The organism is Enterobacter cloacae complex sp. FDA-CDC-AR_0132, assembly GCF_003010695.1.
Classification (GTDB): Bacteria; Pseudomonadota; Gammaproteobacteria; order Enterobacterales; family Enterobacteriaceae; genus Enterobacter; species Enterobacter ludwigii.
The window spans coordinates 3144462-3159226 of sequence record NZ_CP027618.1 but is presented as its reverse complement, the minus strand read 5'-3'; the positions used below and the strand labels follow the sequence as shown (position 1 = coordinate 3159226).

Annotated in this window: 12 protein-coding genes; 5 read left to right on the top strand and 7 right to left on the bottom strand. The window is 57.5% G+C overall.

All coding sequences use genetic code 11. The features are described 5' to 3' along the window. Window positions 1-73 precede the first annotated feature (73 nt). Window positions 74-457 carry a biofilm formation regulator BssR gene (gene bssR / locus AM379_RS15175; protein WP_020884887.1) on the bottom strand — a complete coding sequence of 128 codons (384 nt, stop codon included), beginning with the start codon at window positions 455-457 and terminating at the stop codon, window positions 74-76. A 216-nt stretch (window positions 458-673) separates the two neighbouring features. Between bssR and rimO the strand changes: the two genes are divergently transcribed. Beyond that, window positions 674-1999: a 30S ribosomal protein S12 methylthiotransferase RimO gene (gene rimO, locus AM379_RS15170; protein WP_106503862.1), complete on the top strand. Its 1326-nt coding sequence runs from the start codon at window positions 674-676 to the stop codon at window positions 1997-1999. Between the two features lie 51 nt (window positions 2000-2050). On the opposite strand, the gene gsiD is transcribed toward rimO, so the two are convergent. Genes gsiD through iaaA form a run of 5 tightly spaced genes read right to left on the bottom strand, consistent with a single transcriptional unit; the run spans window position 2051 to window position 8313 of the window. Beyond that, on the bottom strand, window positions 2051-2962 hold the full coding sequence (gene gsiD / locus AM379_RS15165; RefSeq protein ID WP_020884888.1) for a glutathione ABC transporter permease GsiD: 912 nt from the start codon (window positions 2960-2962) through the stop codon (window positions 2051-2053). Between the two features lies 1 nt (window position 2963). Further along, window positions 2964-3884: a glutathione ABC transporter permease GsiC gene (gene gsiC / locus AM379_RS15160; RefSeq protein WP_020884889.1), complete on the bottom strand. Its 921-nt coding sequence runs from the start codon at window positions 3882-3884 to the stop codon at window positions 2964-2966. Between the two features lie 45 nt (window positions 3885-3929). Continuing rightward, on the bottom strand, window positions 3930-5468 hold the full coding sequence (gsiB, locus tag AM379_RS15155; protein ID WP_020884890.1) for a glutathione ABC transporter substrate-binding protein GsiB: 1539 nt from the start codon (window positions 5466-5468) through the stop codon (window positions 3930-3932). A gap of 23 nt (window positions 5469-5491) precedes the next feature. Then, entirely contained in the window at window positions 5492-7363 is a 1872-nt protein-coding gene (gsiA, locus tag AM379_RS15150) for a glutathione ABC transporter ATP-binding protein GsiA (protein WP_014169283.1), read from the bottom strand. Between the two features lie 11 nt (window positions 7364-7374). After that, complete coding sequence (gene iaaA, locus AM379_RS15145; RefSeq protein WP_106504361.1) at window positions 7375-8313, bottom strand: beta-aspartyl-peptidase; 939 nt, start codon at window positions 8311-8313, stop codon at window positions 7375-7377. A 188-nt stretch (window positions 8314-8501) separates the two neighbouring features. Between iaaA and moeA the strand changes: the two genes are divergently transcribed. Both moeA and moeB read left to right on the top strand, forming a co-directional pair. Continuing rightward, window positions 8502-9734: a molybdopterin molybdotransferase MoeA gene (moeA, locus tag AM379_RS15140; RefSeq protein WP_106503861.1), complete on the top strand. Its 1233-nt coding sequence runs from the start codon at window positions 8502-8504 to the stop codon at window positions 9732-9734. Window position 9735: 1 nt separating this feature from the next. Beyond that, window positions 9736-10488: a molybdopterin-synthase adenylyltransferase MoeB gene (gene moeB / locus AM379_RS15135; protein ID WP_040017000.1), complete on the top strand. Its 753-nt coding sequence runs from the start codon at window positions 9736-9738 to the stop codon at window positions 10486-10488. A gap of 40 nt (window positions 10489-10528) precedes the next feature. Here the strand turns inward: moeB and fsa are convergent, their stop codons facing one another. Then, complete coding sequence (gene fsa / locus AM379_RS15130) at window positions 10529-11191, bottom strand: fructose-6-phosphate aldolase (protein WP_020884894.1); 663 nt, start codon at window positions 11189-11191, stop codon at window positions 10529-10531. A 128-nt stretch (window positions 11192-11319) separates the two neighbouring features. Between fsa and AM379_RS15125 the strand changes: the two genes are divergently transcribed. Both AM379_RS15125 and AM379_RS15120 read left to right on the top strand, forming a co-directional pair. Then, on the top strand, window positions 11320-12219 hold the full coding sequence (locus tag AM379_RS15125) for a glycyl-radical enzyme activating protein (protein WP_106503860.1): 900 nt from the start codon (window positions 11320-11322) through the stop codon (window positions 12217-12219). Window positions 12220-12223: 4 nt separating this feature from the next. After that, window positions 12224-14656 carry a formate C-acetyltransferase/glycerol dehydratase family glycyl radical enzyme gene (locus tag AM379_RS15120; protein WP_025204613.1) on the top strand — a complete coding sequence of 811 codons (2433 nt, stop codon included), beginning with the start codon at window positions 12224-12226 and terminating at the stop codon, window positions 14654-14656. Window positions 14657-14765 lie beyond the last annotated feature (109 nt).

The window sequence follows — 14765 nt, the reverse complement described above, 5'->3', positions numbered from 1 at the left end:
TTAGCCACTGGGTCCGGGCACGTTATCACTTTTACAAAAGCTTAATCAGAAGGGGGAGTTGCCTCCCCCGGTGTCAGTGTTGTTCAAGCGTCTCGTGCTTGTTCAGACACATGATGCATAGAGAGAGCGTGGTCAGGCAGTTTTCAAGCTTCTCCGCGTTAACAGCGATAAAATTCGGGCAGTCGTGGCGTCCGTTCATCAAACATACCCCTGCAATGGAGAGCACCTCGGCGGCGCGGCGCAGCGCAACGAGTTCGCTTTCGGCGTATTCCGCTTTCAGGACGGGTGCTTTTTCACGCATGAAGTTGCAAAGTTCAAAGAGATTATCACGCAGATGTTCGCTTTCGCTGACTGACATATACCCTTTTGCCTTCCTCAACTGCAGGTACGCGGCAAGGTCGATTCGGGCATTGATCAGCTTGTTAAGCAGATCGCGTTTCAGTCTGTCAACGGACATGCTCTTTCCTCCTCTGTCAGCCATTGTGCACATTCAGAATAAGGTTATTTTTTGTACAGTTTAATGCCTGAGATCAATAATTCTTAACTGATTAACATTATTTACAATGTTACAACCTTCTCGTCGGTCATCCGCCTCGCAAAGAGTGTATAAATCCCCCGCGGAACGCTGTAAAATCCCGCCCTGATAACTCCATAATTGATGAATTTTTAACCTATGAGCAATGTTACGCACCAGCCTAAAATCGGCTTCGTCTCCCTGGGCTGCCCAAAAAACCTGGTGGATTCTGAACGCATCCTGACCGAACTGCGCACCGAGGGCTATGACGTGGTGCCAAGCTACGACAACGCCGACATGGTGATCGTTAACACCTGTGGGTTTATCGACAGCGCGGTTCAGGAGTCACTGGAAGCCATCGGTGAAGCCCTGACGGAAAACGGCAAAGTGATTGTGACCGGCTGTCTGGGCGCGAAAGTGGACCAGATCCGCGAAGTGCACCCGAAAGTGCTGGAGATCACCGGCCCGCATAGCTACGAGCAGGTACTGGAGCATGTTCATCACTATGTCCCTAAACCTAAGCACAATCCGTTCCTGAGCCTGGTGCCAGAACAGGGCGTGAAGCTGACCCCGCGTCACTATGCGTACCTGAAAATTTCCGAAGGCTGCAACCATCGCTGCACCTTCTGCATTATCCCGTCCATGCGTGGCGATTTGGTCAGCCGTCCGATTGGTGAAGTGCTGGCAGAAGCCAAACGTCTGGCAGACGCAGGCGTTAAAGAGCTGCTGGTCATTTCTCAGGATACCTCGGCCTATGGCGTCGACGTGAAGCATCGCTCTGGTTTCCACAACGGCGAGCCGGTGAAAACCAGTATGGTTGGCCTGTGCGAACAGCTTGCCAAACTGGGTATCTGGACACGTCTGCATTACGTCTACCCGTATCCGCACGTTGACGATGTCATCCCGCTGATGGCAGAAGGGAAAATTCTTCCGTATCTGGATATCCCGCTGCAGCACGCCAGCCCGCGTATTCTGAAGCTGATGAAGCGTCCTGGCTCCGTCGATCGCCAGCTGTCACGCATCAAACAGTGGCGTGAAATCTGCCCGGACCTGACCCTGCGTTCCACCTTCATCGTGGGCTTCCCGGGCGAAACCGAAGAAGATTTCCAGATGCTGCTCGACTTCCTGAAAGAAGCACGTCTGGACCGCGTAGGCTGCTTCAAATACAGCCCGGTCGAAGGCGCGACCGCCAACGAACTGGCGGATCAGGTTCCGGAAGAGGTGAAAGAAGAGCGCTGGAACCGCTTCATGCAGCTGCAACAGCAGATCTCTGCTGAACGTCTGCAGGAAAAAGTGGGCCGCGAAATTCTGGTCATCATCGATGAAGTGGACGAAGAAGGCGCAATTGGCCGCAGCATGGCGGACGCCCCTGAAATCGACGGCGCGGTCTACCTGAACGGCGAAACCAGCGTTAAGCCGGGCGATATTGTCCGCGTGAAAGTTGAAAACGCCGACGAGTATGATTTGTGGGGAAGCCGGGTTTAACGGCGTTTTACCCTTCCCTTCACCCTCTCCCGCCGGGAGAGGGTTTCCATCCTACCCCTTAATCCTCGGATCCAGCGCGTCGCGTAACCCGTCACCCAGCAGGTTAAACGCCAGCACGGTCAGGAAAATGGCCAGGCTCGGGAAGATGGCCACGTGCGGTGCAATGACCATGTCCGCTCTTGCTTCATTCAGCATCGCGCCCCACTCCGGTGTAGGCGGTTGCGCACCCAGCCCCAGAAACGACAGGCTGGCCGCCGAGATAATCGACACGCCGATACGCATGGTAAAATAGACCACGATAGACGATACCGTTCCCGGCAGAATATGGCTGAACAGGATAGTGGCATCGCTGGCCCCCATGCTGCGCGCAGACTCAATAAAGGTTTGCTGTTTGAGCACCAGCGTGTTGCCTCGTACCAGACGCGCAAACGCCGGTATTGAGAAGACCGCAACCGCAATAATGACGTTAGCCATACCGCTGCCCATTATCGCCACTACCGCAATCGCCAGCAGAATGCCCGGGAAGGCAAACAACACGTCGCAGATACGCATGATAATGCGGTCCCACCAGCCTTCGTAATATCCGGCGACCAGACCCAGCACGGTGCCGATTGCCGCGCCAATCAGTACCGCAAAAACCCCGGCGGCGAGAGAGATCTGCGCCCCCACCAGCACGCGGCTGAAGATGTCGCGCCCAAGCGAGTCCACGCCGAACCAGTGCAGCATCGACGGTCCATCATTGAGACGGTCGTAATCAAAATAGTTTTCCGCATCAAACGGTGCGACCCACGGCGCAATGACCGCCACCACAATCAGCAGCAGGACAAACAGCCCCGCCGTCATGGCGACCGGCTGACGGCGAAAACGCCGCCAGAATTCAGACCAGGGCGTGCGGATATGGTCCGGCTTTAGCCCCGGCATAGCGTTTAACATGGCCTGACGACGCCAGTTCAACAATCGCATTTTACTTATACCTGATGGCCGGGTTAATGGCGGCGTAGAGCACATCCACCACTAAGTTGATAAGAATAAATTCCAGTGAGAAAAGCAGGACTTCGGCCTGAATAACCGGGTAATCACGCATTTCGACTGAATCCACCAAAAGACGTCCCAGCCCCGGCCAGTTAAAGACCTTCTCCACCACAATCGAGCCGCCCAGCAGGAAACCAAACTGGAGCCCCATCATCGTCACCACCGGGATCATCGCGTTACGAAAGCCGTGTTTGAGGATGACCCATTTCTCGCTGACCCCTTTCGCCCGGGCGGTGCGAATATAATCTTCGCTCAGCACGTCAACGAACGAGGCACGGGTAAAGCGGGCCATCACGGCAGCAACAGCCGCGCCCAGCGTCATTGAGGGCAGAATGTAGTGTTTCCAGGTATCGGCCCCGACCGTCGGCAGCCAGCCCAGCTCCACGGAGAATATCTGCATCAGCAGCATCCCCAGTGCAAATGCCGGGAAGGAAATGCCCGTGACGGCCAGAGCCATACCGAGCTTATCCGGCCAGCGGTTGCGCCAGACGGCAGCGACAATTCCTGCGCCAAGACCAAACAGCACCGCCCAGCTCATGCTGGCAATGGTTAACCAGAACGTGGGCATAAAGCGGCTGGCAATCTCTTCCGAAACCGGACGACGTGACACCATAGAGGTGCCAAAGTCACCCTGCAGAACGTTGCCAATATAATGGAGAAACTGCATATACAAAGGCTGGTCGAGGCCCAGTTGTTTTCGCACCAGCGCGATAACCGTTGCATCCGCATCTGACCCTGCAACCAGACGTGCCGGATCGCCCGGCAGCATATGAACAAACAAAAACACCAGCACCGCCACAATCAGCAGCGTCGGGATAAGCCCCAACAGGCGTTTACAAACATAATTCAGCATGCCTTTCCCTCTCATCCCACAGGCGGTGGCCTGCGGGCATGAGTATTATTTTAAATCTGCTTCATCAAAGCTAAAGCCCGTATCCGGCATGATGTAGAACCCGGTCAGCGCTTTGTTATGCGCGGAAACCAGTTTTTCCACCACCAGCGGTACCCACGGTGACTCTTTCCAGATGATATCCTGCGCCTCTTTATACAGGCGCGCTTTCTCTTCCGGTTTGGTCGTTTTCAGGGCATCCGCCAGGTCTTTATCCACCTTCGGGTTGCTGTAGAAGGCCGTATTGAACAGGGTCGGCGGCCAGTTCTGTGAGGCGAACAGCGGCGACAGCGCCCAGTCCGCTTCACCGGTAGAGGCCGACCAGCCGGTGTAGAACATCCGTACGCCGCTCTCTTTCTGCCCTTTCCCTTCCACTTCAGCCGCACGCTGACCGGCATCCATCGCGGTGACCTGCGCCTTGATACCTACCTGCGCCAGCTGCTGCTGGGTAAATTGCAGCACCTTCTGAGCGGTACTGTGATTATGCGACGACCAGAGCGTGGTGCTAAAGCCGTTCGGGAAGCCCGCCTCTTTTAACAGCTCACGCGCTTTGGCCGGATCGTAAGGCCACGGTTGATAGTTTTGCGAATAGGCGATCGCCGGAGGCAGCACGCCGGTAGCCGGCGTGGCATAGCCAGCAAAGGCGACTTTTACCAGCGCCTGGCGGTTAATGGCGTAGTTGATGGCCTCTCGCACCTTTGGATTATCAAACGGCTTTTGCGTCACGTTCATGCTGATATAGCGCTGCATAATGGACGGGCTGGCGACCAGCTCCAGCTTGCTGTTTTTCTGCAGAATGGCGGCTTGCTCATAGGGGATCGGGAACGCGAACTGCGCCTCGCCGGTCTGCAGCATCGCCGCGCGGGTGTTGTTGTCCACCACCGGACGCCAGGTAATGGTGTCCAGCTTCGGCAGACCCGGCTGCCAGTAACCCGCAAACTTCTTAACCTTCACAAAGTCGGTCTGGTTCCAGGTGAGCAGCTCGTAGGGGCCGGTCCCCACCGGATGGAACCCGATCTCTTTGCCGTATTTTTTCAGCGCGGCAGGCGAAATCATCGCCGTGGCAGGGTGCGCCAGAATATTGATAAACGCCGAGAACGGCTCTTTCAGGGTGATCTTCACCGTCGTCGGGTCGACCACCTCGGTGCTGGCGATGTTTTTATACAGGTTGTAGCGCTTGAGGCTATTTTCCGGGTTGCTGGCGCGATCGAGGTTTATCTTCACCGCCTCCGCGTTGAAATCTGTACCGTCCTGGAACTTCACGCCGGTTCTGAGCTTAATGGTATACACCAGCCCGTCGCTGGAAACGGTATACCCTTCCGCCAGCACATTTTTAAGTTTCATCTCGCTATCCAGGCCAAACAGCCCCTGATAGAACGATTTCGCCACCGCCTGGGAGAGCGTGTCGTTGGCATCATACGGATCCAGCGTGGTGAAATTGGAACCGACGGCGACCACCACATCTTTGGCAGCGAACGCCGGCGCGGCGGCCAGGGCTGCCGTCACGCTCGCGGCGAGTAACCATCTGCGCGCTACAAATTTAACCATTGTGTTCTCCTGCCTGTTTTAAGTTATAACCGCGAGAATGCATTGTCCTGACGCGGAGGGGCCACAAAATGCCCCGGGCCAACCTCGCGCAGCGCCACGCGCTCCACCGCCTCGCCCCGTTTACGAATATTGCTCGGCATTTCGTCCTGCAGCAGCACACGCTGGCCGTGGCGATGCTCAGGGTCGGCAACCGGCACTGCGGCGATAAGCTTGCGTGTGTAAGGGTGCTGTGGATTTTCAAATACCGCCCTGCGCGGTCCTATCTCCACAATTTGTCCCATAAACATCACCGCGACACGGTGGCTGATACGCTCAACCACCGCCATGTCGTGGGAGATAAAGAGGAAGGCAATCCCCATATCCCGCTGCAGGTCGAGCAGTAAATTAATGATTTGCGCCCGGATAGAGACATCCAGCGCCGAGACGGATTCATCTGCAATCACCACTTTCGGGTTAAGTGCCAGCGCGCGGGCAATGCAAATACGCTGCCGCTGACCGCCCGAAAACTCGTGCGGATAACGCCAGGCATGTTCCGGCTTCAGCCCCACGCGTTCAAGCAGCCAGGCCACCCGACGCTGCGCGGCTTCACCATCGAGCAGGTTATGCACCCGCAGCGGCTCCATAAGCGAATACCCCACCGTGTGGCGCGGGTCGAGGGAGGCATACGGATCCTGGAAAATAAACTGGATATCTCGTCTTACCGCCTGCAGTTTGCTGTCCGGAAGGGTATCAATGCGTTCCCCGTTAAAGGTTATGCTGCCCTCCTGGGACTCTACCAGCCTGAGCAGCGCCCGCCCGGTGGTGGATTTGCCGCAGCCTGACTCTCCCACCAGCGCCAGCGTTTCGCCTGGCCATAAATCAAAACTGACGTTTTCAACCGCATGCACCTCGCGCTTCACGCGGTTAAACATTCCGCTGCGCAGGGGAAAACGGGTCACCAGATCGCGCACTTCCAGAATCGGCTTTCCGGGTACCACGGTATCCTGCTCGATTTCATCTTCCTGCTGGCCTGCCGCTTCGAGAGAAATCAACGGGAACCGGCGCGGTAAATCGCTGCCGTTCATCGCCCCCAACCGCGGAACCGCCGCCAGCAGCGCTTTGGTGTAAGGATGAACCGGCGCATGGAAAATCTGCTCAACCGTGCCGGTTTCCACGGCGTTGCCCTTATGCATGACCAGCACGCGATCGGCAATATCGGCGACCACGCCCATATCGTGGGTGATGAAAATCACCCCCATCTCCATCTCCTGCTGCAGCACTTTGATAAGCTGCAGAATTTGCGCCTGAATAGTCACATCCAGTGCCGTCGTGGGTTCGTCGGCAATCAGCACCGCGGGACGGCAGGAGAGCGCCATCGCAATCATGACGCGCTGACGCATACCGCCAGAAAGCTGATGCGGGTAGCGCCCCAGAATGGCCTGCGCTTCCGGTATGCGTACCAGGTCGAGCATGCGTTTCGCTTCACGAAGCGCCTCATCACCGCTCAACCCCTGATGCAGGCGGATGGACTCGGCAATCTGTTCCCCGACCGGAAAGACCGGGTTCAGCGAGGTCATCGGCTCCTGGAAGATCATCGCAATATCGGCCCCGCGCACGCTCTGCATCTGTGAGGCGCTCAGCTCATTCAAATCAATGACCTGGTGGTTACGCCGGCGCAGCAGCATTTTTTCGCAGCTGACCTGTCCGCCGGTCTGTTCCAGCAGACGCATCAGCGCCAGTGCGGTGACCGATTTCCCTGAACCGGACTCGCCCACAATCGCCAGCGTTTCGCCGCGGTTGAGCGAGAACGATAAATTCTGTACTGCGGGGATGAACTGCCGCTCTTCCTGAAACGCAATATTCAGTTGATGGACAGCCAGCACTTCACGGTTGTCCAGCTCTTCACTGTGCGGCACGCTTTGCCCCCTTATTCACGATAGATCCCCGTACTGGGTTCATCACCGGCATAACCCCACGCGCGGTACATACCTTCGCTGTTAAACGGCAATGCCACGTTGCCCTCACGATCCACCGCAATTAACCCACCGACACCCCCCAGCGCGGGCAGTTTCTCCATCACCACGCGCTCACAGGCTTCGGCCAGGCTTAACCCGCCGTAATCCATCAGCGCGGTGATGTCATACGCCGCGAGGGCGCGAATAAACACTTCACCGGTTCCGGTGCACGACACTGCCGCCGTGGCGTTATTGGCATAGCACCCTGCCCCCGGTAATGGAGTGTCACCTACCCGGCCCGGCAGTTTGTTGGTCATTCCGCCGGTCGACGTGGCCGCAGCCAGATTCCCGGCTTTATCAAGAGCCACCGCCCCTACCGTGCCCATTTTGCTGCGCTCATCGAGCGGCGCGGTATGGTCAAGCTGCGTCACGTTTGCCGAGCGCGCCTCAAGCAGCTGTTGATAACGCTCCGGCGTTGAAAACAGATCGGGAGAAACTGGCGTCATGCCATGTTCCGCGGCAAACGTCTCCGCCCCGGCCCCGGTCAGAAGAACATGCGGGCTCGCCTCCATCACCAGACGCGCGGCCAGCACCGGATTACGCAGATGGCTCACCCCCGCGACGGCGCCCGCTTTAAGGGTGACACCGTCCATGACGCAGGCATCCAGCTCGTGCGTTTCATCGCGGGTAAAGACTGAACCAATGCCCGCGTTAAACAACGGGCACTCTTCCAGCAGACGTACCGCCTCGGTAACCACATCCAGCGCGCTCTCGCCCGCCTCCAGCATCCGCTGGCCCGTTTCCACAATGGCATACAGCGCATCAATATAACGTTTTTCCTGCTCGGGACTGAGCAGGGCACGGGTGATTGCCCCGGCGCCACCATGAATTGCGATTACCGCATTAACCATTCCCATCACCCGTTAGCCTGATTTGCGGCTTTTTCTATAAATATCATTATCGTCGCTGAAACTTCAGATGATTTTTGAATATAGAAAGACGCAACTGTGATGTAAAGCGTACACCCATCGGGTCATACAGTTAGTGGCACTTTTCTGCCATAATGGACGCTTTCGTCGTTACTCCGCAGGAGCCCACCATGGATTTTACCGCCGGACTGATGCCGCTTGAGGCGGCACTCACGCAGATGCTTGACCGAATTTCCCCCCTGCACGACCACGAGACGCTGCCATTGGTGCGCTGTTTTGGTCGTATTGCCGCGCGCGATATCGTCTCTCCGCTTAACGTGCCTGGGTTCGATAACTCCGCAATGGACGGCTACGCGGTACGCCTGGCGGATATCCGGACGGATACGGCGCTGCCCGTGGCGGGTAAGGCATTTGCCGGTCAGCCATTTAACGGTGAGTGGCCTGCGGGTAGCTGCATACGCATCATGACCGGTGCCCCCGTACCGCCAGGCTGCGAAGCGGTGGTGATGCAGGAAGAGACCGAACAAACGGAAGCGGGCATCCGCTTCACCGCGAGTGTTAAAGCGGGACAGAATATCCGTCGTACCGGTGAAGACATCACGCGTGGCGCAACGGTATTTGCCGCCGGGCAGAAACTGACGGTGGGCGAACTGCCGGTGCTGGCCTCGCTCGGCATCGCAGAAATTGACGTTATCCGCAAGGTACGCGTGGCGGTCTTTTCCACAGGCGATGAACTCCAGCTTCCGGGCCAGCCACTGCAGGACGGCCAGATTTACGACACTAACCGCCTCGCGGTACACCTGATGCTTGAACAGCTGGGGTGTGAGGTCATTAACCTTGGCATCATTCCGGATGATCCGGAAAAACTGCGCGCCGCGTTTATTGAAGCGGACCGGTCGGCGGACGTGGTAATTAGCTCCGGCGGCGTTTCCGTAGGTGAAGCGGATTACACCAAAACCATTCTTGAAGAGCTGGGGGAGATCGGCTTCTGGAAACTGGCCATCAAGCCGGGCAAACCGTTCGCGTTTGGTCAGCTGAAACACAGCTGGTTCTGCGGCCTGCCGGGTAACCCGGTTTCCGCCGCCCTGACCTTCTACCAGCTGGTGATTCCGCTGCTGGCAAAACTGTCTGGTAACCAGGCCCACCCGCTGCCGGTTCGCCAGCGCGTACGAGCGGCGACGCGCCTGAAGAAATCACCGGGCCGTCTTGATTTCCAGCGCGGTATTCTGACGCGCAACGCTGAAGGCGAGCTGGAAGTGAGCACCACCGGACACCAGGGCTCGCACATCTTCAGCTCGTTCAGCCAGGGCAACTGCTTTATCGTTCTCGAGCGTGAACGCGGCAGCGTGGAGCCGGGTGAATGGGTTGAGGTGGAAAGCTTTAACCACCTCTTCGGAGGCTAACATGACGGCTGAACTCAGCGACCAGGAGATGATGCGCTATAACCGCCAGATTGTTCTGCGCGGTTTTGATTTCGACGGCCAGGAAGCGCTTAAGGCAGCACGGGTGCTGGTCGTGGGGCTGGGGGGGCTGGGCTGCGCTGCGGCCCAGTATCTGGCCGCGGCGGGGGTGGGCAATATGACGCTGCTGGATTTTGATACCGTGTCGGTGTCGAACCTTCAGCGCCAGACGCTGCACAGCGACGCGACCCTCGGCCAGCCAAAAGTGGAATCTGCCCGTGCGGCGCTGGCGCGCATCAATCCTCACGTGAAGTTCACCCTGATTGACGCCCTGCTGGATGATGAGGCGCTGTCGGCACAGATAGCACGACACGATCTGGTGCTGGACTGCACCGATAACGTCACCATTCGCAATCAGTTGAATGCAGGATGTTTTGCCCACAAAACGCCGCTGGTCTCCGGTGCCGCCATTCGCATGGAAGGCCAAATCAGCGTCTTTACCTACGCCGGGGGCGAACCGTGCTATCGCTGCCTGAGCCGTCTGTTTGGCGAGAACGCCCTCACCTGCGTGGAGGCGGGCGTCATGGCTCCGTTAGTCGGCGTCATAGGTTCGTTGCAGGCCATGGAAGCGATCAAAGTGCTGGCGCATTACGGGACGCCTGCCGCGGGGAAAATCGTGATGTATGACGCGATGACCTGCCAGTTCCGCGAGATGAAACTGATGCGCAACCCCGGCTGTGAGGTCTGCGGACGCTAAACGGTTGCCGGGCAAGCGTTAGCATAACCCGGCAACCGTATCAGAGCGTCGTTCTGCCAAACGCCCCTTGCCAGTCCTGCTCAAACTTTACTATTGCCGCATCCACCGCAGGCGAAGTAATAAACTGCTGAGCAACATCCAGCGGCAGGGTGATGGATTCACAACCTGCCAGCAGGCAGTCCAGCGCCTGACGCGGCGTTTTGAAGCTCGCGGCCAGCACTTTTGATTGCGGAGCATGCAGCGTCAGAAGCTGCTGCAGTTCAACCACCGTCTGGATCCCGTCCCCGCCCTGCGCGTCCACGCGGTTAACGTAAGGGGCAACATACTCAGCGCCCGCCAGCGCGGACAGCATCCCTTGTGCTGCACCGTACACCGCCGTACCCAGCGTCGGGATCCCTTCCGCTTTCAGCATTTTGATCGCCGCCAGACCTTCCGCCGTTACCGGCACTTTAACCACCAGATCGTTGATAATGGTGCGCAGTTTACGCGCTTCTTCCACCATCCCTTCAGCGGTGGTCGCCATGACCTGCGCGAACAGGCGACCTTTCCCGCCGAGCGCATCCTGCAGCGCCGGTAGCAGCGCCTCGAGCGGCGTTTTCCCTGCCGCCACGATACTGGGGTTCGTGGTCACGCCCGCCAGCGGGAAGATACGCGCCAGCCGTTTCACTGCCGCGACGTCGGAAGTATCGAGATAAAGTTCCATGATGTAACCCTCAAATTTAGCCTGCATTTACCCTATCACGACAAAACCTGCTCAGGAGTTGACCTGCATCAAGATAACTTTCATTCGAAAGTAATTTAATCTTCATATGCAAGATGAGAGGCGAAAACATGATCTTCAATATTCAGCGTTACTCTACCCACGATGGCCCCGGTATTCGTACCGTGGTGTTCCTGAAAGGCTGCTCGCTGGGCTGTCGCTGGTGCCAGAATCCGGAAAGCCGCTCCCGCCACCGGGATGTGCTCTTTGACGCACGGCTGTGCCTGGAAGGCTGCGACCTGTGCCAGAAAGCGGCGCCGGGCATTATCGATCGTGCGCTGAATGGGCTGGTTATCCACCGTGAAAAGCTTAACGAAGAGACTCTCGTCGCCCTCACCGACTGCTGCCCGACACAAGCGCTCACCGTCTGTGGTGAAGAAAAGCAGGTCGAAGAGATTATGTCCACCGTACTGCGCGACAAGCCGTTCTATGACCGCAGCGGCGGCGGGATAACCCTGTCCGGCGGTGAACCGTTTATGAATCCCGAACTGGCTCATGCCCTGTTTAAAGCGAGCCATGAGCAAGGCATACATACCGCCGTGGAAACCTGTCTCCACGTGCCATGGCATTATATTGCACCGTCATTACCGTATGTCGATCTGTTCCTGGCGGACCTGAAACACGTTGATGGCAGGACGTTCAAACAGTGGACCGACGGTTCCGCCAAACGGATCCTTGATAATCTGAAACGCCTGGCCGCCGCCGGTAAACAGGTCACCCTCCGCGTACCGCTGATTCAGGGCTTCAACGCCGATGAAGCATCGATTACCGCCATCACCAATTTTGCCGCAGACGAACTCAACGTCCGCGAGATCCATTTTCTGCCGTACCACACGCTGGGCATGAACAAATATACCCTGCTCGGCCAACCCTACTCTGCCCCTGATAAACCGCTGGATGATCCTGCGCTTCTGGACTTCGCACAGCAGTACGCCTGCCAGAAAGGGTTAACCGCGACCTTACGAGGATAAACTTATGACGACCCTGAATCTCAGCACCCTTAGCGAGCGCATAAAAGCACACAAAACGGCCCTCGTGCATATCGTGAAGCCGCCGGTCTGTACCGAGCGCGCCCTGCATTACACCGAGATGTACCAGCAGCATATGGACAAGCCGATCCCGGTGCGTCGCGCACTGGCGCTGGCGCATCACCTCGCGCAGCGCACCATCTGGATAAAACACGATGAGCTCATCATCGGTAACCAGGCCAGTGAAGTCCGCGCCGCGCCAATTTTCCCGGAATACACCGTCTCGTGGATTGAAAAAGAGATTGACGATCTGGCGGACCGTCCGGGCGCAGGCTTTGCGGTGAGCGAAGAAAACAAGCGCGTATTGCATGAGATCTGCCCATGGTGGCGCGGCCAGACGGTGCAGGATCGCTGCTACGGCATGTTCACCGACGAGCAAAAAGGGCTGCTGGAAACCGGCATTATCAAAGCGGAAGGTAACATGACCTCCGGCGACGCACACCTGGCGGTTAACTTCCCGCTGCTGCTGGAGAAAGGCCTCGATGGTCTGCGCGACAAAGTGGCCGAGCGTCGTTCGCGTATCAACCTGACGGTGCTCGACGACCTTCACGGGGAACAGTTCCTGAAAGCGATCGATATTGTGCTGGAAGCGGTCAGCCTGCACATTGAACGTTTCGCCGCGCTGGCGCGTGAAATGGCGGCAACCGAATCCCGTGAAAGCCGTCGCGACGAGCTGCTGGCGATGGCAGAAAACTGTGATGTAATCGCCCATCAGCCGCCAACAACCTTCTGGCAGGCGCTGCAGCTGTGCTACTTCATCCAGCTTATTCTGCAGATTGAGTCCAATGGCCACTCCGTCTCGTTTGCCCGCATGGACCAGTACCTCTATCCGTACTACCGCCGCGACGTGGAGCTGAACCAGAGCCTCGACCGCGAACATGCCATCGAGCTGCTGCACAGCTGCTGGCTGAAGCTGCTGGAAGTGAACAAAATCCGCTCCGGTTCGCACTCCAAAGCTTCAGCGGGTAGCCCGCTGTATCAGAACGTCACCATCGGTGGACAGACGCTGATCAACGGTGAGCCTATGGACGCAGTCAATCCGCTCAGCTACGCGATTCTGGAATCCTGCGGTCGCCTGCGCTCCACGCAGCCAAACCTGAGCGTGCGTTATCATGCGGGCATGAGCAATGACTTCCTCGACGCCTGCGTGCAGGTGATCCGCTGCGGCTTTGGTATGCCCGCGTTCAACAACGATGAGATTGTCATTCCGGAATTCATCAAGCTCGGCGTCGAAAAAGAGGATGCCTATGACTATGCCGCGATTGGCTGCATCGAAACCGCAGTGGGTGGCAAATGGGGTTATCGCTGCACCGGCATGAGCTTTATCAACTTCGCCCGCGTGATGCTGGCAGCGCTGGAAGGCGGCCGCGATGCCACCAGCGGTAAGGTATTCCTGCCACAGGAGAAAGCACTCTCTGCCGGTAACTTCGATAACTTCGAAGAGGTGATGGCGGCGTGGGATACCCAGATCCGCTACTACACCCGCAAATCTATCGAGATTGAGTATGTGGTGGACACGATGCTGGAAGAGAACGTCCCCGATATTCTCTGCTCAGCGCTGGTGGATGACTGTATAGAACGCGCGAAAAGCATCAAACAAGGCGGCGCGAAGTATGACTGGGTGTCAGGCCTGCAGGTGGGTATTGCTAACCTGGGCAACAGCCTGGCCGCGGTGAAAAAACTGGTCTTCGAACAGGGTACGATAGGTCAGCAACAGCTGGCCGCCGCTCTGGCCGATGATTTCGACGGGCTGACCCACGAGCAGCTGCGTCAGCGGCTGATCAACGGCGCGCCAAAATACGGTAACGATGACGACAGCGTGGATATGCTGCTGACCCGTGCCTACGAAACCTATATCGCCGAGCTGAAGCAGTACCATAACCCGCGCTATGGCCGTGGTCCGATTGGCGGTAACTACTATGCCGGCACGTCATCTATCTCCGCGAACGTGCCATTTGGCGCGGCAACGATGGCAACCCCGGATGGACGTAAGGCGCATACTCCGCTGGCAGAAGGAGCCAGCCCGGCCTCCGGTACTGACCACCTCGGCCCTACGGCGGTGATCGGCTCTGTCGGCAAACTGCCAACCGAAGCGATCCTCGGCGGGGTACTGCTAAACCAGAAGCTCAATCCGTCGACGCTGGAAAATGACAGTGACCGTCAGAAACTGATGGTGCTTCTGCGTACCTTCTTTGAAGTGCACAAGGGCTGGCATATTCAGTACAACATCGTTTCGCGTGAAACGCTGCTGGAAGCGAAAAAACACCCGGACCAGTATCGTGACCTGGTGGTGCGCGTCGCAGGGTACTCCGCGTTCTTTACCGCCCTGTCGCCGGATGCGCAGGACGATATTATTGCGCGTACCGAGCACACGCTTTAACTCTCTTCAGACTTATGCCCTCTCCCATCAAGGAGAGGGAACCTGTCTTTAAGCGGCAATTTCGGTTGCCGCTTTGCTTTGACTTTCGAATGAAATTAAATTTGTGCTC